The 18,853-nt window shown below is 65.3% G+C and carries 17 protein-coding genes and 1 pseudogene; 9 read left to right on the top strand and 9 right to left on the bottom strand.

Annotated elements, in window-relative coordinates; translation table 11 throughout:
• Positions 1-6: 6 nt before the first annotated feature.
• The gene (locus tag ACRQ5J_RS14660) at positions 7-1,209 is read left to right on the top strand and encodes an ammonium transporter (RefSeq protein WP_432377636.1); all 1,203 of its coding nucleotides are present in this window, start codon (positions 7-9) and stop codon (positions 1,207-1,209) included.
• 12 nt (positions 1,210-1,221) lie between these two features.
• Here the strand turns inward: ACRQ5J_RS14660 and ACRQ5J_RS14665 are convergent, their stop codons facing one another.
• Complete coding sequence (locus ACRQ5J_RS14665; protein WP_432377637.1) at positions 1,222-1,797, bottom strand: helix-turn-helix domain-containing protein; 576 nt, start codon at positions 1,795-1,797, stop codon at positions 1,222-1,224.
• A gap of 115 nt (positions 1,798-1,912) precedes the next feature.
• On the opposite strand from ACRQ5J_RS14665, the gene kbl reads away from it, so the two are divergent.
• The 3 genes and pseudogenes from kbl (at position 1,913) to ACRQ5J_RS14680 (ending at position 5,570) form a co-directional block, all read left to right on the top strand.
• Positions 1,913-3,115: a glycine C-acetyltransferase gene (gene kbl / locus ACRQ5J_RS14670; protein ID WP_432377638.1), complete on the top strand. Its 1,203-nt coding sequence runs from the start codon at positions 1,913-1,915 to the stop codon at positions 3,113-3,115.
• 17 nt (positions 3,116-3,132) lie between these two features.
• On the top strand, positions 3,133-4,101 hold the full coding sequence (locus ACRQ5J_RS14675) for an NAD-dependent epimerase/dehydratase family protein (RefSeq protein ID WP_432377639.1): 969 nt from the start codon (positions 3,133-3,135) through the stop codon (positions 4,099-4,101).
• Between the two features lie 91 nt (positions 4,102-4,192).
• Positions 4,193-5,570: pseudogene (locus tag ACRQ5J_RS14680) on the top strand (L-serine ammonia-lyase).
• Here ACRQ5J_RS14680 and ACRQ5J_RS14685 read toward each other — a convergent pair.
• Positions 5,551-8,286 (bottom strand): putative bifunctional diguanylate cyclase/phosphodiesterase, encoded by a 2,736-nt coding sequence (locus ACRQ5J_RS14685; RefSeq protein ID WP_432377640.1) that lies wholly within the window; start codon positions 8,284-8,286, stop codon positions 5,551-5,553. The pseudogene ACRQ5J_RS14680 and the gene ACRQ5J_RS14685 sit on opposite strands and share 20 nt — an antisense overlap.
• Positions 8,287-8,428: 142 nt before the next feature.
• Between ACRQ5J_RS14685 and thrC the strand changes: the two genes are divergently transcribed.
• From thrC to moaD, 3 genes are read left to right on the top strand one after another with little or no spacing between them, the layout of a single operon-like run.
• Positions 8,429-9,907: a threonine synthase gene (gene thrC, locus ACRQ5J_RS14690; RefSeq protein ID WP_432377641.1), complete on the top strand. Its 1,479-nt coding sequence runs from the start codon at positions 8,429-8,431 to the stop codon at positions 9,905-9,907.
• Complete coding sequence (locus ACRQ5J_RS14695) at positions 9,907-11,124, top strand: molybdopterin molybdotransferase MoeA (RefSeq protein WP_432377642.1); 1,218 nt, start codon at positions 9,907-9,909, stop codon at positions 11,122-11,124. The genes thrC and ACRQ5J_RS14695 overlap by 1 nt, the downstream gene beginning before the upstream one ends.
• Positions 11,124-11,378, top strand: a complete 255-nt coding sequence (gene moaD / locus ACRQ5J_RS14700) for a molybdopterin converting factor subunit 1 (RefSeq protein WP_432377643.1) — start codon at positions 11,124-11,126, stop codon at positions 11,376-11,378. Before ACRQ5J_RS14695 ends, moaD begins: the two co-directional genes overlap by 1 nt.
• Before the next feature lie 13 nt (positions 11,379-11,391).
• On the opposite strand, the gene ACRQ5J_RS14705 is transcribed toward moaD, so the two are convergent.
• Positions 11,392-11,628 (bottom strand): hypothetical protein, encoded by a 237-nt coding sequence (locus ACRQ5J_RS14705; RefSeq protein WP_432377644.1) that lies wholly within the window; start codon positions 11,626-11,628, stop codon positions 11,392-11,394.
• A gap of 37 nt (positions 11,629-11,665) precedes the next feature.
• On the opposite strand from ACRQ5J_RS14705, the gene ACRQ5J_RS14710 reads away from it, so the two are divergent.
• Entirely contained in the window at positions 11,666-12,934 is a 1,269-nt protein-coding gene (locus tag ACRQ5J_RS14710; protein ID WP_432377645.1) for a TIGR03862 family flavoprotein, read from the top strand.
• A 42-nt stretch (positions 12,935-12,976) separates the two neighbouring features.
• On the opposite strand, the gene ACRQ5J_RS14715 is transcribed toward ACRQ5J_RS14710, so the two are convergent.
• From ACRQ5J_RS14715 to hpnD, 4 genes are all read right to left on the bottom strand, one after another.
• A complete protein-coding gene (locus tag ACRQ5J_RS14715) occupies positions 12,977-13,783 on the bottom strand; it encodes a head GIN domain-containing protein (protein ID WP_432377646.1) in 807 nt (268 codons plus the stop codon).
• Between the two features lie 10 nt (positions 13,784-13,793).
• Positions 13,794-14,585 carry a DUF1700 domain-containing protein gene (locus tag ACRQ5J_RS14720; protein ID WP_432377647.1) on the bottom strand — a complete coding sequence of 264 codons (792 nt, stop codon included), beginning with the start codon at positions 14,583-14,585 and terminating at the stop codon, positions 13,794-13,796.
• Between the two features lie 106 nt (positions 14,586-14,691).
• Positions 14,692-16,122: a hydroxysqualene dehydroxylase HpnE gene (gene hpnE / locus ACRQ5J_RS14725; RefSeq protein ID WP_432377648.1), complete on the bottom strand. Its 1,431-nt coding sequence runs from the start codon at positions 16,120-16,122 to the stop codon at positions 14,692-14,694.
• Positions 16,115-16,948, bottom strand: a complete 834-nt coding sequence (gene hpnD, locus ACRQ5J_RS14730) for a presqualene diphosphate synthase HpnD (protein ID WP_432377649.1) — start codon at positions 16,946-16,948, stop codon at positions 16,115-16,117. The genes hpnE and hpnD overlap by 8 nt, the downstream gene beginning before the upstream one ends.
• Before the next feature lie 201 nt (positions 16,949-17,149).
• Between hpnD and ACRQ5J_RS14735 the strand changes: the two genes are divergently transcribed.
• Positions 17,150-17,479 (top strand): hypothetical protein, encoded by a 330-nt coding sequence (locus tag ACRQ5J_RS14735; RefSeq protein ID WP_432377650.1) that lies wholly within the window; start codon positions 17,150-17,152, stop codon positions 17,477-17,479.
• Here ACRQ5J_RS14735 and ACRQ5J_RS14740 read toward each other — a convergent pair.
• Together ACRQ5J_RS14740 and hpnC are read right to left on the bottom strand one after the other, a co-directional pair.
• The gene (locus ACRQ5J_RS14740) at positions 17,448-17,891 is read right to left on the bottom strand and encodes a hypothetical protein (protein ID WP_432377651.1); all 444 of its coding nucleotides are present in this window, start codon (positions 17,889-17,891) and stop codon (positions 17,448-17,450) included. The two genes, ACRQ5J_RS14735 and ACRQ5J_RS14740, sit on opposite strands and share 32 nt — an antisense overlap.
• Positions 17,892-17,953: 62 nt before the next feature.
• Positions 17,954-18,796, bottom strand: a complete 843-nt coding sequence (gene hpnC / locus ACRQ5J_RS14745; RefSeq protein WP_432377652.1) for a squalene synthase HpnC — start codon at positions 18,794-18,796, stop codon at positions 17,954-17,956.
• Positions 18,797-18,853 lie beyond the last annotated feature (57 nt).

Raw genomic sequence — 18,853 nt, forward strand, 5'->3', positions numbered from 1 at the left:
ATTTTGATGGATGCACACAAAGACGGCGCCAACGCGTTATTTATACTGCTCGGCGCCATCATGATTCTGGCCATGCATGCCGGCTTTGCCTTCCTTGAGCTGGGCACGGTGCGCAAGAAAAACCAGGTCAACGCGCTGGTCAAGATTCTGGTCGATTTTGCCGTATCGACCATTGCGTATTTCTTCATCGGCTACAGCATTGCCTATGGCATCAATTTCTTCTCCTCGGCAGATGTGCTGGCCGACAAGAACGGCTATGAGCTGGTCAAGTTCTTCTTCCTGCTGACTTTTGCCGCCGCCATTCCGGCGATTATCTCGGGCGGCATCGCCGAGCGGGCGCGTTTCCACCCGCAGACCATTGCCACCGCCTTGCTGGTCGGCCTGGTCTACCCGTTCTTCGAGGGCATAGCCTGGAACGGCCGCTTCGGCATCCAGGACTGGCTGACGGCGAACTTCGGCGCCGCCTTCCACGACTTCGCCGGCTCGGTGGTGGTGCACGCGGTCGGCGGCTGGATCGCGCTGCCGGCGGTGCTGCTGCTGGGCGCGCGCCGTGGCCGCTACACCAGGAACGGCGGCGTGGCGGCGCATCCGCCGTCGTCGATTCCGTTCTTGGCGCTGGGGGCGTGGATATTGACGGTCGGCTGGTTCGGTTTCAATGTCATGAGCGCGCAGTCGCTGGACAAAATGAACGGCCTGGTCGCCGTCAACTCGCTGATGGCCATGGTCGGCGGCACGCTGGTCGCCCTCCTGATGGGCAAGAACGATCCCGGTTTCGCCTACAACGGCCCGCTGGCCGGTCTGGTGGCGGTATGCGCCGGCTCTGACCTGATGCACCCGCTGGGCGCGCTGATTACCGGCGGCATCGCCGGCGCGGTGTTTGTATGGATGTTCACGCTGGCGCAGAACAAATGGAAGATCGACGACGTGCTGGGCGTGTGGCCGCTGCATGGCCTGTGTGGCGCCTGGGGCGGCATCGCGGCGGGAGTGTTCGGTCAGAAGGCGCTGGGCGGCGTCGGTGGCGTCTCGCTGCTGTCGCAGCTGGCCGGCACGGCGCTCGGCGTGGCCATCGCGCTCATCGGCGGCTATGCGGTGTACGGCGTGCTGAAAGCCACGATGGGCCTGCGGCTGGACCCGGAAGAGGAATTCCAGGGCGCCGATCTGTCGATCCACCGCATTTCCTCGACGCCGGAACGCGAGGTCAATTGGTGAACAGGCCGCAAGTCAGCGGTGGATCACCACCATCAGCGCCTTCGCCTCGGCCTTGCCGGCGTTGCGGATGACGTGCTGCTGGTCGGCTGGGTAGCGCGCGGTCGCGCCCAGCTTGACCTTCTTCTTGCTGGCGCCCACTTCCAGCTCCACCGAGCCGTGCAATAACGTCAGGTGTTCCTGCGCGCCGGGATCGTGGCCCTGCGAGGCCAGCTCGCCGCCCGGCAGCAGCGTCAGTTCATACCATTCATATTTGCTGGCCAGCTCCAGCGGCCCGAGGATGCGCAGCACATAGCCGGCGTGCAGGCCGGGCAGGGTGGGCGTCTCGTGCGCTTCGACCACGCGGATGGTTTCCGTCTCCCGCGCCGCCGTCGCCAGCAGTTCGCCGATCTGCACGCCCAGCGCGTTGGCCAGGCGCCAGGTAATTGCAATGGTCGGATTGGCCTTCTCGCGCTCTATTTGCGATAACATGGATTTGGAAACGCCGGCGATGCGCGACAGGTCTTCCAGCGTCAGGCCGCGCGCCAGGCGCAGGCGTTGCAGGGCGGCGCCGACTTCCGGCGGGGCATTGTTTGGAACGGATGTTGTCATTGTTATTGGGTTGCGGAGTTCACTGGATCGCTTTAGAATTCAATATATCGAATTTGAGTTCGGCATAACGAATTTCGCATAAGATAGTGAAATCGTATCACACACAAGGACCATCATGAGCGACAAAAAAAGCAACTTCTACAGTGGCCTCCAGCAGAATCTGGATCAATTGCGCGAGCAGGGGCTGTACAAGCCGGAACGCGTATTGGCATCGCGCCAGGGCTCGGAAGTGGTGAGCGAAGATGGCCGCACCCTGATTAATATGTGCGCCAACAACTACCTCGGCCTGTCGGGCCAGGAGTGGGTGGCGCAGGCGTCGATCGACGCCACCGAAAAATACGGCTACGGCCTGTCGTCGGTGCGCTTTATCTGCGGCACGCAGACGGTGCACAAGCAGCTGGAGCAGGCGATCTCCCGCTTCCTCGGCACCGAGGACACCATCCTGTACGCGGCCGCCTTCGACGCCAACGGCGGCGTGTTCGAGCCGCTGTTCGACGAGAACGACGCCATCATCTCCGATGCGCTGAACCACGCGTCGATCATCGACGGCATCCGCCTGTGCAAGGCGGCGCGCTTCCGCTACGCCCACAACGACATGGCCGACCTGGAAAAGCAGCTGCAGGCGGCTGCCGACAAGCGCCACAAGATCATCGTCACCGACGGCGTGTTCTCGATGGACGGCACCATCGCGCAGCTGGACAAGATCGTTGAACTGGCCGACCGATACGGCGCGCTGGTGATGATCGACGAATGCCACGCCTCGGGCTTCATGGGCAAGACCGGCCGCGGCACGCACGAGCATCACAACGTGATCGGCAAGATCGACATTATCACCGGCACGCTGGGCAAGGCGCTGGGCGGCGCCATGGGCGGCTTTACCTCCGGCCGCAAGGAAGTGATCGAGATGCTGCGCCAGAAGTCGCGTCCCTACCTGTTCTCGAACACGCTGGCGCCGTCGATCGCCGGCGCCTCGCTGGCGGTGCTGGAGCGCCTGTCGTCGTCGACCGAGCTGCGCGACCGCCTGCACGAAAACACCGCTTACTTCCGCAAGGAGATCGAGCGTATCGGCTTTACCATCAAGCCTGGCACGCACCCGGTGGTTCCCGTGATGCTGTTCGACGCGCCGGTGGCGCAGAAGTTCGCCGCGCGGATGTACGAGCTGGGCGTGCTGCTCAGCGGCTTCTTCTACCCGGTGGTGCCGATGGGCCAGGCGCGCGTGCGCGTGCAGCTGTCGGCCGCCCACACCCGCGCGCAGCTGGACACGGTACTCAAGGCATTCGAACAAGCCGGCCGCGAACTGGGCCTGCTGAAGAACTAAATATCAGGAACATGGAAATGAGTCAGCAAAAAATTCTCGTCATCGGCGCCAATGGCCAGATCGGCAGCGAACTGGTGGAAGCACTGGCGGCGCAGCACGGCGCGCAAAACGTCATCGCCAGCGATGTCAGCCCGACCAATTTGTACAACGCGGCGCGCTACACCACGCTGAACGTGCTGGACAAGCAGGCGCTGTCCGAGCTGATTACGTCGGAAGGCGTGACCCAGGTCTACCAGCTGGCGGCCATGCTGTCGGCCACCGGCGAAGCGGCGCCGCTGAAGGCGTGGACGCTGAACATGGACGGCCTGCTGAATATCCTGGAAGTGGCGCGCGAGCGCGGCGCCATCGGCAAGCCGCTGAAGGTGTTCTGGCCGTCGTCGATCGCCGCCTTCGGCCCGAACACGCCAGCCGCCGGCACGCCGCAGCTGACGGTGATGGACCCGACCACCATCTACGGCATCAGCAAGCTGGCCGGCGAGCGCCTGTGCGAATACTACTTCCTGAAGTATGGTGTTGATGTACGCTCGATCCGTTATCCGGGCATCATCAGCTTCAAGTCGCCGCCGGGCGGCGGCACCACCGACTACGCCATCGCCATCTTCCACTCGGCGCTGCGCGGCGAGCGTTATGAGTGCTTCCTCGGCCCGCACACCACGCTGCCGATGATCTACATGCCGGACGCCATCCGCGCCACCATTGAATTGATGGATGCGCCGCCGGAGCTGGTGAAGGTGCGTTCTTCGTATAACGTGGCCGGCGTGTCGTTCAACCCGGAACAGCTGGCTGCGGCCATCACGCGCAAGCTGCCGGACTTCAAAATCGCCTACGTGCCGGACAGCCGCCAGGCCATCGCCGACTCCTGGCCGCAAAGCCTGGACGACAGCGCCGCCACCGCCGACTGGGGCTGGAAAGCGCGCATCGGCGTTGATGAAATGGTGGACAGCATGCTGGCGAATATCGACGTCAACCTCGGCAAGGCCGCCTGACGTCATGCCCGCGCAGGCGGGAATCCATAGAACGCATGGGTTCCCGCCTGCGCGGGAACGACGCAAAGCAACAATAAACGAGACAAACACTATGGACATGAGCGTTTTTGATTTATTCAAAATCGGCATCGGCCCATCGAGCTCACACACCGTGGGTCCGATGGTAGCCGCGCGCCGGTTCTTGCAGGACAACGCTCCGCTGGATGACGTCACCGAAGTCAAGGCCGAGCTATATGGCTCGCTGGCGTTGACCGGCATCGGCCACGCCACCGACAAGGCGGTGCTGCTAGGCCTGATGGGCGAAACGCCGCAAGACGTCGACCCGACGCAGGTCGACAAACAACTGGCGGCGGCCGAAGGCGCCGGCCGGCTTGCGCTGCTGGGCCAGCACCAGAGTGCCGTTCAAGCGCGGCACCCACCTGGTATTCCACATGGCCGAGTCGCTGCCCGAGCACCCGAACGGCATGCGCTTCACGCTCACCCGCGCTGATGGCCGCAGCGCCAGCAAAGTGTATTACTCGGTCGGCGGCGGCTTTATCCGCGAAGAAGGCGAGGAAGCGGCCGCCGTGGCGTCGGTGGCCGTGCCTTACCCGTTCGGCACCATGGACGAACTGCTGGCGCACGGCGTGCGCAGCGGACTGACCATCCCGCAGATGCTGCGCGCGAACGAATGCGCACGTCTCGGCGACGAAGAACTGAACGCGGGACTGGACAAGATCTGGCACGTCATGCGCGACTGCATCGCCCATGGCCTCGACACGCCGGGCCAGCTGCCGGGCGGCTTGAACGTCAAGCGCCGCGCCGCCAGCCTGTGGACCCAGGCGCAGGCCAACGCCAACAATCCGAACAGCCTGCCGCACGACGCAATGCATCAGGTCAGCCTGTACGCGATGGCGGTCAACGAGGAAAACGCCGCCGGCGGCCGCGTGGTCACCGCGCCGACCAACGGCGCGGCCGGCATCATTCCCGCCGTGCTGCGCTACTACGCGGAAGACTGCAAGCCGAGCGACCCGGCCACCGGCGTACGCAATTTCCTGCTGACGGCGGCCGCCATCGGCATGCTGTGCAAGCGTAACGCCTCGATCTCCGGCGCCGAAATCGGCTGCCAGGGCGAAGTGGGCGTGGCTTGCGCCATGGCGGCGGCGGGCCTGGTGGCGGCGCTGGGCGGCAGCAATGGCCAGATCGAGAACGCCGCCGAAATCGGTATCGAGCACCACCTGGGCATGACCTGCGATCCCATCGGAGGGCTGGTGCAAATTCCCTGCATCGAGCGTAACGGCATGGGCGCGGTCAAGGCCATCACGGCCGCCTCGCTTGCTCTAAAGGGCGACGGCACCCATTTCGTCAGCCTCGATGAAGTGATCGAAACCATGCGCCAGACCGGCGCCGACATGCAGGCCAAGTACAAGGAAACCTCGCTCGGCGGCCTGGCGATTCACGTCATCACCGTCAATCACGCTGCCTGCTGAGCAGCGCTTCGAAACCTTCCGGCGGCAGCGGCTTGCTGAAGTGGTAGCCCTGCATTTCATCGCAGAGCTGCTCCCGCAGGAATTCCAGCTGTTCGACCGTCTCCACGCCCTCGGCGATGGTGGTCAGTCCCAGGCTGCGCGCCATGTTGATGATGGCGCTGACGATGGCCTTGTCCTCGGCGTCGGTGCTGATGTCGCGCACGAAGGACTGGTCGATCTTCAGCTTGTAGACCTTGAACTTCTTCAGGTGGCTCAGTGACGAGAAACCGGTGCCGAAATCGTCGATCGACATGCGGATGCCGCGGTCGTGCAGCTGGTTCATGGTGGCGATGGCGCCTTGCGGGTCCTGCACCGCCACGCCCTCGGTCAGCTCCAGTTCCAGGTACTCGGGCGGCAGCCCTTCCTCGTACAGCACCTGCGCCACGTGCGAGGGCAGGTCGGCGGTGCGGAACTGGATCGCCGACAGGTTCACCGCCATCACCAGCGGCGGCAGGCCGGCATCCAGCCACGCGCGCGCCTGGCGCACCGCCTGGCGCAGCACCCAGTCGCCGATCTGGATAATCAAGCCGCTTTCCTCGGCCGCCGGAATGAATTCGGCCGGCGACACGGCGCCCAGTTCCGGCGTGCTCCAGCGCAGCAGCGCCTCGGCGCCGATGATGCGGCCGGTCTTCATCGATACCTGCGGTTGGTACACCACGTGCATCTGTTCGCGCTCCAGCGCGTAGCGCAAGGCGTTCACCAACTGCAGGTGGCGCGCGGCCCGCAGCTGCATGGCGGCCGTGAAGAAGCGGAAGTCGTGGCGGCCGGCGCGCTTGACCTGGTACATGGCGGCGTCGGCCCGTTGCAGCAGCGTTTCGACATCGTGGCCGTCGTCCGGGTACATGGCGATGCCGATCGAGGCCGACACCTTGAGGTCATGCGCGCCCACGGTATGGGCCTGGCCGGTCATGTCGAGCAGCTTGCGGGCGACGTCGCTGGCCTCGCCGCTGCCGACATTGCGCAGCACGAAGATGAATTCATCGCCGCCCAGGCGCGCCACCACGTCGCCCTCGCGGATGCAGCCGGTCAGGCGCAGCGCCAGTTCCGACAGCAGCGCGTCGCCGACCGTGTGGCCGAGCGAGTCGTTGATGTCCTTGAAGTGATCGAGGTCCAGCATCATCAGCGCCATCGGCATGCGGTGGATGCGCGCCTGCTCCAGCAGCTGGCGCGCGCGCTCGTGCAATTGCGAGCGGTTCGGCAGGCCGGTCAGCACGTCGTAGTGGGCCAGGTACTGTATCCGCTGGTCGGCCTGCTGGCGTATGGCCTCGCGGTCGAAGTTCTTCAGCGCGAACTCGATATCCAGCGTCATTTCCATCAGCAGCTCGCGCACGTCCTGATCGAAGGCGTTGACGGTGCTGGAGTAGGGTGCGAAGAAGCCGATGATTTCGCCGTCGCGCCGCAGCGGAATCGCCGCCGACGCCGCCCAGCCGTAGCGCGCGCCGTGCGCGTGCCAGTAGGCCGTCTCCGGCGCGTGCTGGTAGTCCTGGCACCAGTAAGGCTGGCCGCTGTGGTACGACAGGCCGATCGGCCCGCGTCCCTCCGGCGTGTTCGGGTCGAGCGACACTTCCAGCTGGTTGAGGTATTCGACGCCGCCGCCGAACGATGCAGCCACTTCGATGCGGCCGTGCTGCTGGTCGATCAAACCGATCCAGGCCATGGCCATGCCGCCGTAGCTGACCACATCGCGGCAGATGCGGTCGAACAGTTCGGCCTCGCTGCGGCTGCGCACGATGGCCTGGTTGCACTGGCTGAGCGCCGAGTACAGGCGGCTGACGCGCTGGATGCGTTCCAGCGCCTCATTGCGCTCGGCGTCCAGCCGCGCCAGTCCCTGCTGGGTGTGCGCCAGCCATGCCCAGACGCTGTCCCGCGCGCGTTCGGGCACCGTCAGCTGGTTCGAAAAGTCGCCCCGGCCCAGGCGCTCCATGCCGGCGCGCAGCTGGTCGACCGAGCAGCCGAGCGCCGCGTCCAGCCGGCGCTTGGCGCGCCAGACCAGCAGTACCAGCGCGATCGCGGTGAGCATGACGGCGGCGCGCGCCAGATTGGCGTCGAACGCCGTCTGCGCCACCAGCAGGCGGGTGCGCTGGTCGACGCTGTCGGCGACGGCGCCGATCGGGCGCATGATGTCGGCCTTGGCGCGGTGGTAGGCGGCGTCGTGCAGCATGGCGGTGGCGCCGGCGGTGTCGCCCTGGTCGCGCAGGTCCATGGCGGCCGTTTCCAGGCTGACCAGCTTGTCCGATTCGTTCTTGGCGGCGGCCAGCAGCGCCACTTCTTCCGGCGCGAAGCGGGCGTTGCGCAGCAGATCCATCAGCGGCGTCCTGGCGTCGCCGGCGCGCAGGCGCTGGCCGCTGGCCAGCACCAGGTCCCAGTAGACGTTTTCATAGTTCTGCGGGCGGGCGATGCGGCCGTCGCGGATATCGACGATTTCCCGGTAATAGCGGCGGTATCGGGCGTCGCCGGTGGCGACATAGGTGCGCGCCATGCGCGTCAGATCGTCGGAGGACTGGCGCAGTTCCTCGATCAGGCTATGCGACTCGTAACGCAGTTCGATGGCGGCGTCGATGCGCCGCTCGGTCCATACATACAGCATGAAGGCCGCGGCCACCAGCAGCAAGGTGCCAAAACAAGCCCACAGATAGCTGATGAATTGCGGTGGCGACGGCGAAACGGACGACTTCATGACGATGGACGACGATACTCAAGAGCCCATAGTATAGGGCATGACCATAAAACAACGTGAATTTCACCGGAACGCGCGAGGCGCACTATAATAGCCGCTCGCCTTTGAACCGTCCTGCAGCACAACTGGAATTTTCACATTTATGCAATACGTGTCTACCCGCGCCGCTTCGTCGGCCGCCGCTTCGTCTTCCCACCAATTTTCCGACATCCTGCTGGGCGGCCTGGCCGCTGACGGCGGCTTGTTCCTGCCGGTGTCCTACCCGCAGGTGACCGGCGCGGAGCTGGACGCCTGGCGCCAGCTGTCCTACGCCGACCTGGCGTTCGAGATCCTGAAGAAGTTCGCGACCGATATTCCGGAAGCCGACCTGCGCGCGCTGACCGCCAAGACCTATACCAAGGAAGTCTACAAGAACGTTCGCCAAGGCGAAAAAGCCAGCCAGATCACGCCGCTGCGCGTGCTGGAAGAGCGCGACGACGGCTCGAAGCTGGTGTTGCAGGCGCTGTCGAACGGCCCGACGCTGGCGTTCAAGGACATGGCGATGCAGTTGCTGGGCAACCTGTTCGAATACGCGCTGGCCAGGCAGAACGCGGAACTGAATATTTTCGGCGCCACCTCGGGCGATACCGGCAGCGCCGCCGAATACGCGATGCGCGGCAAGCAGGGCATCCGTGTCTTCATGCTGTCGCCGCACCAGAAAATGAGCGCCTTCCAGACCGCGCAGATGTTCAGCCTGCAGGACCCGAATATCTTCAACATCGCCATCGAAGGCGTGTTCGACGACGCGCAGGACATGGTCAAAGCCGTCTCCAACGACCTCGAATTCAAGGCCAGGTACAAGATCGGCACCGTCAATTCGATCAACTGGGCGCGGGTGGTGGCGCAGGTGGTGTACTACTTCCGCGGCTACCTGGCGGCCACCACCTCGAACGACCAGAAGGTGTCGTTCACCGTGCCGTCGGGTAACTTCGGCAATATCTGCGCCGGCCACATCGCCCGCATGATGGGCCTGCCGATCGACAAGCTGGTGGCCGCCACCAATGAAAACGACGTGCTCGATGAATTCTTCCGCACCGGCGTGTACCGCGTGCGCAAATCGGCCGAAACCTACCACACCAGTAGCCCGTCGATGGACATCTCCAAGGCGTCCAATTTCGAGCGCTTCGTCTATGAACTGGTGGGCCGCGACGGCGAGCGCACCCGCGCGCTGTTCCAGAAAGTGGAAAGCCACGGCGGCTTCGACCTGTCGGGCAAGCCGGGCAGCGACGGCGACGAGTTCAAGCTGGTGGCGCAATACGGCTTCAAATCGGGCAAGTCGACCCACGACGACCGCGTCAACACCATCCGCGAAGTGGCGGACGATTACGATATCGTCATCGACACCCACACCGCCGACGGCATCAAGGTCGCCAAGGAAAACCTGGAGCCGGGCGTGACGATGATCGTGCTGGAAACCGCGCTGGCGGCCAAGTTCAACGAAACCATTCTGGAAGCGCTGGGCCAGGACGCCGAGCGTCCGGCCGGCTTCGAGAACATCGAAGCGCTGCCGCAGAAATTCGTCGTCATGAAGCCGGATGTCGCCGCCATGAAGGCGTACATCGCCGCCAACACGGGCCTGTGATGAGCGAGCCGCGTAAGCCGATGCTGTCGGTCAGCGAGGCGCTGGCGCAGATGCTGGGCGCGGCGCGCCCGGTGGCCGAGGTCGAAACCGTGCCGACGCTGGAAGCCAATGGGCGGGTGCTGGCCAGGGCCCAGGTCTCGGGCATGAACGTGCCGGGCGCCGACAACACCCAGATGGACGGCTACGCGGTGCGCGCCGAAGATTGCGCCAGCGGCAGCGCCTCGCTGACGGTGTCGCAGCGCATCCCGGCCGGCCATGTCGGCCAGCCTTTGCTGCCGGGCACCGCCGCGCGCATCTTCACCGGCGCGCTGATTCCGGAAGGCGCGGACGCGGTGGTGATGCAGGAGCAGTGCGAACTGGCCGGCAATGTCGTCACGGTCAGGCACGCGCCCAAGCCGGGTGAATGGATACGCCGCGCCGGCGAGGACATCACCCATGGCAGCGTGGTGTTGCCGGCCGGCGCGCGCCTGCGCAGCCAGGAACTGGGCCTGGCGGCGTCGGTCGGCCTGGCCGAACTGCCGGTGCGGCGCAAGCTGCGCGTGGCGGTGTTCTTCACCGGCGACGAGCTGGCCATGCCGGGCGAGCCGCTGGCGCCGGGCGCCATCTACAACTCCAACCGCTTCACGCTGCGCGCGCTGCTGGAAAACCTGGGCTGCGAGATCACCGACTTCGGCATCGTGCCCGATGCGCTTGACGCCACGCGCGCCGTGCTGCGCGAGGCCGCGCAGGCGCATGATTTGATCGTGACCTCGGGCGGCGTGTCGGTCGGCGAGGAGGATCACATCAAGCCGGCGGTGGAGGCCGAGGGCCGGCTGGATATGTGGCAGATCGCCGTCAAGCCGGGCAAGCCGCTGGCGTTCGGCGAAGTGGGGCGGTCGTTCTTTGTCGGCCTGCCGGGCAATCCGGTGTCGAGCTTCATTACCTTCATGCTGTTCGTGCGGCCATTCGTGCTGCGCCTGCAGGGCGTGGCGGGTTCGGTGGCGCCGCGCGCGTTCCAGATGCGCGCCGATTTCGACTGGCCGAAAGCCGACCGGCGCAACGAGTTCCTGCGCGCCCGCATCAACGAGGCGGGCGGCGTGGAGCTGTTCCGCAACCAGAGTTCAGGCGTGCTGACGTCGACGGTGTGGGGCGACGGCGTGATCGACAATCCGCCCAATCATCCGATTGCCGCCGGCGACACGGTTCGATTTATCCCGTTTAACGAGTTACTGTACTGATGGTTATTACCGTAAAATTTTTCGCCAGCGTGCGCGAGGCGCTTGGCGCCTCGTCGGAATCGCTGGCCGTGCCGGACGGCGTGGCCACTGTCGGCGCGCTGCGTGAACATCTTGCCGCGCGCGGCGAGCAATGGGCGCAGGCGCTCGGTCATCCGGCCCTGCGCATGGCGTACAATCAGGTGATGTGCGGCGCCGATACGGCGCTGGCCGACGGCGCCGAGGTGGCGTTCTTCCCGCCCGTCACCGGCGGTTAGGGATCACCGGCGGTCAGGGATTTTTCTTGCGCACGGCGGCCACGCCGTCGCACACGCCGCAGGCCTGGGCGTTGCGCCAGCGCCGCCACGCGCTGTAGGTGAACACGCCGGCGGCGATCACCGCCCACGCGGCGGCGCTCAGATAGTCTTCTTTTGCGGTCGAACCTTTGAACCACTCCACGGCGGCCAGGATCGCGAACAGCGGCACGGCGGCCAGCAGGAAACGTTTAATCCAGAATATCGCGCCCATCGTATCTCCCTTGTTGATTGAATATTGGACCGAATGCATGCAGTCTAGTTTGACACCTTTTCGCGTCGCCGTCATCGGCGGCGGCCCCGCCGGGCTGATGGCCGCGCAAACGCTGGCGCAGGGCGGGGCGCGGGTGGACGTGTACGATGCGATGGCGTCGGTCGGCCGCAAGTTTTTGCTGGCCGGGCGCAGCGGCATGAACATCACGCACGCGGAGGATTACGGTAATTTCGTAACGCGTTACGGCAAATCTGTCGATGCGCTGCGGCCGATGCTCGACGCTTTCGGCCCGCAGGATGTGCGTGAGTTCGTCCATGGGCTGGGGCTGGAAACGTTCGTCGGCACGTCGGGCCGGGTGTTCCCGACCGATATGAAGGCGGCGCCGCTGCTGCGTGCGTGGCTGCACCGCCTGCGCGAGAGCGGCATCGGCTTTCACATGCGCCATCGCTGGCTGGGCTGGCAGGATGGCGCGCTGCGCTTTTGCGCGCCGGACGAGGACGGCAACCCGGCGGCGCGCGAGCTGCTGGTGCGCGCCGACGCGGTGGTGCTGGCCTTGGGCGGCGGCAGCTGGGCGCGGCTCGGTTCGGATGGCGCGTGGCTGCCGCTGCTGGCGGCGCGCGGCGTCGAGGTGGCGCCGCTGGCGCCGGCCAATTGCGGCTTCGATGTCGATTGGAGCGCGCATTTCAGCAGCCGGCACGCCGGTGAGCCGTTGATGACGGTGGCCGTTATCGCGCGCGATGCGCAGGGGCAGGAAATGCGCAAGCAGGGCCAGTTTGTCGTGACGCAAGGCGGTGTCGAGGGCAGCCTGATTTACGCGCTGTCGGCCGCGCTGCGCGACCAGATCGCCGCCGAGGGGTCGACCACCATCTGGCTCGATCTGTTGCCGGACCTGAGCGCGCAGCGCGTTGCCGATGAGGTGGCGCGGCCGCGCGGCGCGCGTTCGATGGCCAGCCATTTGCAAAGCCGGCTTGGCATCAAGGGCGTCAAGGCCGGGCTGCTGCGCGAGTGCCTGAGCAAGCAGCAGTTCAGCGACGCGGCCCAGCTGGCGCGCGCGATCAAGCGGCTGCCGCTGCGGCTATCGCGTCCGCGTCCGATCGATGAGGCGATCAGCACCGCCGGCGGCGTGCGCTGGGAGGCCTTGCAGGGAACCATGCTGAGCGCCGTGCCTGGCGTTTTCGTCGCCGGCGAGATGATCGACTGGGAAGCCCCCACCGGCGGCTATCTGCTCACCGCCTGCTTCGCCAGCGGCATCGCCGCCGCCCGCGACGCGCTGGCCTGGCGCGCCACGCCGCTTACTCCGGGCTGACCGCGCTGCAGCCGCTGCGGCTGACCGGGCGCGGCATCGCGCTTACTCCCAGCTGACCTCGCCGGAGCCGGTACGGTTGACGTTGCGCTGGTTGGGATTGCCCAGCACGCGGATGTCGCCGCTGCCGCGCAGCGTCAGTTCCGCCGATTGCTTGGCGAACACGTGGCTGGTGCCGGAGCCGCGCAGGTTGACCGTCACCGTGTCCGCCGCCAGATTGCGCGCGTTCAGGTCGCCCGAGCCGGTCAGCTCCGCGTCCAGCACCTTGCAGCTGCCGGACGCCGTGATCTGGCCCGACCCCACCAGCACCAGTTCCACATGCTCGGTGCTGCCGGCATTCAGGTTCAGATTGCCGCTGCCATGCGCGCCCACGCTCAAATCCCGGTAGCGGCCGCTGAAGTGCACATTGCCCGAGCCATGCAGCTGCAACTCCATGTGCTCGCCGTTGAAGCCGCTCACCTTGGTATCGCCGCTGCTGTTGATAATCAATTCCTCCAGCGACGGCAGCACCAGCTCCACCTGCAAGCGGTGGCGCGGATTGAGCAGCATGCCCTTGGTGCCGATATGCAGGTCGCGCCCATCCTGTTCCGTCTCCACATTGCCCAGCGAGCGCTGTTCGCCGCGCACTTTCAGCGACGCGCCCGGCCCCTGCGTCAGTATCAGGTCGATCGGCCCGCTCAACTCCACCGAGGTGGCCATGGCGTCGATCTTGCGCGTCTCGCTGCCCAGCGCGCGGCCGGCGCTGCTGGCCGGGTTGTTGCTGCCGTAGGCCTTCAGCATGCTGTAGGACACGCCGACCAGCGCAAACGCCAATACCAGCAATCCGGCGCCGATTTTCATTAAAGCCCGCATGGCATCCTCCTCAACGTCCGCGCAGCAGCGACATATTCATCGCCGCGTAGCGCTTCAGGCCGATTATCGTGTAGCGCGTCAGCACAATGCTGATCAGGCACAGGCCGATGCCGCCCAAAATCAGGCCGAAGCCGATCAGCGACTGCGTGGTGCGCGCGCCGCTGTCGAAATCGGTGGTGATAAAGACATCGCCTGTGGCCACCGCCTCGGCGCGGTTCAGCAGGCGGCCGCTGCGGCTCAGGCCCTCGTCGCCGCGCGGCGTGTCCGGGTCGTCCTTGTTGACCTGCACGCCCATGCTGTCGATCGACACGCGCCAGCCCTGCGCCTGTTCGGCCTCGGCGCGGGTGTCGAAATGGGAATTGGTGAACTCCATGATGTGGCGCAGCGGGCCTTCCAGCGCCAGTTCGTTCTGGCCCGACAGGCCGCTGGCGGTCAGCGCCACGCCGCCGATGTAGAAGGCGAAGGCCGACACATAGATCGCGCCCAGCAGGCTGGCGTAGACCAGCGCCGGAATCACCATGAACAGGTTGAAGATCGCCAGGCCGACGAAGGACACCAGCGCCCGCGCCAGGTTGAACGGCGTCTTTTTCTGCTCGAACGCGTTCAGATGGGCGTTGGCGCGCAAGGTCATGGCGATCTTGCGCGGCTCGTCCAGCCCCTGGTAGACCTCGGCCTCGCTCTGCCCGGCGACCAGGCCGTCGATGAAGCGCTGCTCGTAGTAAGCCAGGGTCTTGGCCACCGTTTCCGGCGGCAATCCCGTCATGGCTTGCCGGAGCGCGTCGAGGTATTGCTGTTTAGTCATGGTGTGTAAGCTTTTTTGCCGATGTTGCCACTGTACGCAGGCGGACGTCCACCCGCCAGCGGCATGTGACAGGCTGCAAAAATGGCGGACAGGCGACCAAAATCGGCTACTGGACGGTGCCGCGTTGTAACAGCTTGGCGGCCGCGACGCCGCTGCGCACCGCCGCCTCCAGCGTGGCTGGATAGTCGCCGGCGGTGTAGTCGCCTGCCAGCGCCAGGCCCGGCAGGCCGGTGGCGTTGCCCGGACGAAGCAGTCCCGGCGTGCAGGCGTAGGTGGCGCGTTTTTCCGTGATGACCTTGAACCATTCCGGCCGGCCCAGCTCGGGACGCTGGAAGTCGACCGCCAGCTGCACCGCCACCGCTTCCGCCAGCAGTTCCTGCGGCTGGGCGGCGACCGTGCCCGAGGCGCTGATGATGACCGCCAGCAAGCCGGCCTGGGTAGCGTCCAGCTGCCCGCGGTCGAAGACGAACTGGCCGTAGTGGTGGTCGAACGGTTCGTCGCGCAGCGCGTAGAACGGCAGGTCGAGTTGGACCGCGCGGTCGTATTGCAGGTAGACGGTGGTGATGGCTTCCGGCTCGAAGGCGGTCAGCTGGTCGCATACGGTCGTGGTGTCCTGCTCCGGGATGTCGTGCAGCAAGGTCGCCGCCTGGCTGGCGCCAGTGGCCAGCACCACGCCGCTGAAATAGGTGCTCCACGTGCCGCCGACGGCCGAGCCGCTGATATCGAGCTGCCACAGCCGGTTCTCGATCAGGCGCAGCGCCTGCACCTTGGCGCCGCTGCGCACGGCGCCGCCATGCGCCTCGACGTAGGCGGCTGCGGCCTGCGGGAACAGCGCGCTGAGGTCGGCACGCGGCAGCAGCATGTCGGAGGCGCGGCGGCGCTTGGCGCCGAGGCTGTCGCGCAGCACGTTGAGGAAAATCTGTGCCGAGGCGCGCTCCGGCGGCGTGTTCAGCGCTGCCAGGCACAGCGGACGCCACATCAGGCGGATCAGGCGCTCGGTCTGGCCGAAACGCTCCAGCAGTTCGCTGACGCTGCAATCGGTGTTCAGCTGCCAGCCCATCCAGCGGGCGGCGCTGGAGAAGCGGGCCAGGCTCAGTTTGTCCTCTTTCAGCAGGCCCTTGGCCTTGACCAGCGCCACCGCCAGATGCAGCGGCGCCGGCAGCGGCAACGAAGGCGCGACAAAATCCATGCCGTTGGTGTTGGCCGGGTAGCGCATTTGCAGCGGCAGGGTCAGCAGCGTTTTGTCGCGGTCCACGCCGGTCAGCGCCATCAGGCGCAGCGATTCGCTGTAGGCGCCCAGCATGATGTGCTGGCCATTGTCCAGGTGGGCGCGGTCGGTGTCGACCCGGCGCGCGCGGCCGCCCAATGTGCGTGCCGCCTCCAGCAGCGTTACCTTGTAGCCGGCGCGCGCCAGTTCGACGGCGGCGGCGCAGCCGGCCCAGCCGGCGCCGATGACGGCGATGGCGCGCGCGGTTGAGCCTGGTTCAGCGTGGCCACGCTTGTCGGCCGGCGTGCCGGCGAGGTCTTGCTCAGCCACGGATGTAGGTCTTCCATGCCAGCCACAGTTTGCGGATCGGCGTCAGCGAAATGCGGTGGGTCAGCACGTGGTAGCCGTCCGCCTCCACCTCGGTCAGCAGCGTGCGGTAGATGGCGGCCATCATCAGGCCGGGGCGCTGGGCGCGGCGGTCTTCCTTCGGCAGCAGGGCATAGGCCTCGTTGTAGGCCTGCTGGGCGCGGGCCACCTGGAAGGCCATCAGTTTTTCGAACTTGTCGGTGTGCTTGGCGTTCAGGATCTCGGCAGCGGTGACGTTGAACTGCTGCAATTCATTGATCGGCAGGTAGATGCGGCCTTTGCGCGCGTCCTCGCCCACGTCGCGGATAATGTTGGTCAGCTGGAAGGCGTGGCCGAGCTTTTCCGCGAATTGCAGGGTCTGCGGATTGCTCACGCCAAAGATGCTGGCCGACAGGATGCCGACCACGCTGGCAACGTGCCAGCAATATTTGCTCAACGCGGCGTAGTCGAGGTAACGGGTCTGGTTCAGGTCCATTTCCATGCCGTCGATGATGGCCTGCAAATGTTCTTCCTTCAGGTTGTAGGGCTGGATGTGCGGCGCCAGCGCCTGCGTCACCGGATGGGTCTGGGTGCCCGCATACATGTTGCTGATTTCCTTGCGCCACCAGGCCAGCTTGATGCGGGCGACCGATTCGTCGGTGCACTCATCGACGGTGTCGTCGACTTCGCGGCAAAAGGCATACAGGGCGGTGATGGCGCGGCGACGTTCCGGCGGCAGGAACAGAAAGCTGTAGTAAAAACTGGAGCCGCTTTGCGCGGTCTTTTGCTGGCAGTAGTCGTCGGGAGACATGTATAAATAGCAATGGGCTGTTCGAAGCCGCTATTCTATAGGAAGGGGCGTAGCGTGGTCTGCAAACTGTATCAAATGCGGATACAATATGTTACCCCCGACCGGACTCGCATGCATATGAATGTTCAGATTGTTGCCGCCATGATCTTCCTCCCTGTGCTTGCCGGGTGTGAAGGCTCGTCTGCGGGCGATACGGCGCCGATGAAAACTGCCACGTATTACACCCAGCATCTGGATGAGGCGAAGCTGGTTGCCGGTCGCTGCAAGGCGATGACCGAGCAGAAATTGCGCACGCTGAGCATGGGGGATTACCAGGAATGGCAGATTTCCAATGAGGGCGTGAATTGCCAGACGGCGCAGTCGGTAGCCGAGGCGGCGCTGGTGCGCGAGCTGGTGTTGAAGCAGTCCAAGCCGCCGGCGCCGATGGCCACGCCGAAAGTGCCGTCGCCGCCGTCATCGGCCGCGCCAGCCATGCGCGAGCGTAACGACAGCCAGAAGCTTAACACCGCCCAGACGCTCGCTCCTGTTTGATTTCTTCCATCATTTGGCGGTTTTCAGCCAGCATTTTCTGATTTTCCGCCAGCATTTTGCGATTCGCTTCATTTTGCACCGCCATATCGCGTCGCCACTCGCCGGCTTCCTTGCCTGAGTCGTAGGAGGCGCGCATATTGCTCAGCAGGGCGGCATTGAACGCGGCCACGCCCAGCCCGGTCGCCAGCGTGGCACTGATGCAGGTGATAATGACGGTTTTCTTCAGGTCGGCGATCATGATGCCGACGTCGTGTTTGAACTCGCGCATATCCTGATGGATGCGCGCCTCGAAGCGGTCCATGCGCGCGATCAGGGCGTTGACCGTTGCGCGAAATGCCTCCAGCTGCGCGGCGTTTGGCGCCTCGACGGTGGCAATCTTTGCGTCAACTAGCTCTGTGCTGATGTCGGCCATGGCGCGGCTCCTTGCTGGTTTCCCAGTATGGGCTTCCCGCCAGTGGCGTCAATTGAGATCGCTCAAGCGGTGCGGAGCGCGGCTTTCAGACGGCTTTTCATGCGGATCGACGACCAGACAATGCCGATCCAGTCGCGCTTGGCCAGCTTGGGGCGATGCAGGAAAATGTCGTACTCGACCGCCTCGATCGCATCCAGAATGCGCAGGCCGCCTTGCACCACCATGCGCAGCTCGAAGCCGATGCGGCCCGGCAGGCGCAGGGCCAGCGGCGCGCCGCTCAGCATCAGCTGGCGCGCGCGGTCTACTTCAAAGCGCATCAGTGCGCGCCAGCGCGGACGCGCGCTCGGATTGTCCAGCGCGGCAGGCGATACCGCGAAACGGTTCAAATCTTCCAGCGGAATATAAATACGTTCCTTGTGCAGGTCGATCGCCACATCCTGCAGGAAATTAATCAGTTGCAGCGCGGAGCAGATCGCATCGGAATCGCGCACATTTTCCTCGCTGGCCTCGCCGTACAGGTGCAACATCATGAAGCCGACCGGGTTGGCCGAACGCGCACAATAGTCCAGCAGCGCGTCGAAAGTCTGGTAGCGCGACACCACCACATCCTGCTTGAACGCCGACAAAAGGTCGTACAGCGGCCTGGCTGGCATATCATATTCGCGCATCACCTGGGCCAGCCGTTCGAACATCGGCGCATGGTCGGTGGCGCCTTGCTCGATGCGCGCCAGCGCCGCCTCGTAGGCGTTCAGCGCGGCCAGGCGCTCTTCCGGCGTCGCCTCGCCCTCATCGGCCAGGTCGTCGGCGCTACGGGCGAAGGCGTAGATGGCTTCGACCGCCGGGCGCAGGCGCTTGGGCAGCAGGATGGAGGCGACAGGGAAGTTTTCGTAATGATCTACCGGCATGGGCGCAGAGACGGCAATTGCCGGTTTGAGGTTTTTCCAGCGCGTAATAGTAGTGGC

The organism is Duganella sp. P38, from assembly GCF_050859475.1.
GTDB lineage: Bacteria > Pseudomonadota > Gammaproteobacteria > Burkholderiales > Burkholderiaceae_D > Rugamonas.

Bases quoted from the DNA above. Each gene is read 5' to 3' on its own strand.
- ACRQ5J_RS14660 (WP_432377636.1), top strand. From the start codon at position 7: ATGGATGCACACAAAGACGGCGCCAACGCGTTATTTATACTGCTCGGC.
- ACRQ5J_RS14665 (WP_432377637.1), bottom strand. From the start codon at position 1,797: ATGACAACATCCGTTCCAAACAATGCCCCGCCGGAAGTCGGCGCCGCC.
- kbl (WP_432377638.1), top strand. From the start codon at position 1,913: ATGAGCGACAAAAAAAGCAACTTCTACAGTGGCCTCCAGCAGAATCTG.
- ACRQ5J_RS14675 (WP_432377639.1), top strand. From the start codon at position 3,133: ATGAGTCAGCAAAAAATTCTCGTCATCGGCGCCAATGGCCAGATCGGC.
- ACRQ5J_RS14685 (WP_432377640.1), bottom strand. From the start codon at position 8,286: ATGAAGTCGTCCGTTTCGCCGTCGCCACCGCAATTCATCAGCTATCTG.
- thrC (WP_432377641.1), top strand. From the start codon at position 8,429: ATGCAATACGTGTCTACCCGCGCCGCTTCGTCGGCCGCCGCTTCGTCT.
- ACRQ5J_RS14695 (WP_432377642.1), top strand. From the start codon at position 9,907: ATGAGCGAGCCGCGTAAGCCGATGCTGTCGGTCAGCGAGGCGCTGGCG.
- moaD (WP_432377643.1), top strand. From the start codon at position 11,124: ATGGTTATTACCGTAAAATTTTTCGCCAGCGTGCGCGAGGCGCTTGGC.
- ACRQ5J_RS14705 (WP_432377644.1), bottom strand. From the start codon at position 11,628: ATGGGCGCGATATTCTGGATTAAACGTTTCCTGCTGGCCGCCGTGCCG.
- ACRQ5J_RS14710 (WP_432377645.1), top strand. From the start codon at position 11,666: ATGCAGTCTAGTTTGACACCTTTTCGCGTCGCCGTCATCGGCGGCGGC.
- ACRQ5J_RS14715 (WP_432377646.1), bottom strand. From the start codon at position 13,783: ATGCGGGCTTTAATGAAAATCGGCGCCGGATTGCTGGTATTGGCGTTT.
- ACRQ5J_RS14720 (WP_432377647.1), bottom strand. From the start codon at position 14,585: ATGACTAAACAGCAATACCTCGACGCGCTCCGGCAAGCCATGACGGGA.
- hpnD (WP_432377649.1), bottom strand. From the start codon at position 16,948: ATGTCTCCCGACGACTACTGCCAGCAAAAGACCGCGCAAAGCGGCTCC.
- ACRQ5J_RS14735 (WP_432377650.1), top strand. From the start codon at position 17,150: ATGAAAACTGCCACGTATTACACCCAGCATCTGGATGAGGCGAAGCTG.
- ACRQ5J_RS14740 (WP_432377651.1), bottom strand. From the start codon at position 17,891: ATGGCCGACATCAGCACAGAGCTAGTTGACGCAAAGATTGCCACCGTC.
- hpnC (WP_432377652.1), bottom strand. From the start codon at position 18,796: ATGCCGGTAGATCATTACGAAAACTTCCCTGTCGCCTCCATCCTGCTG.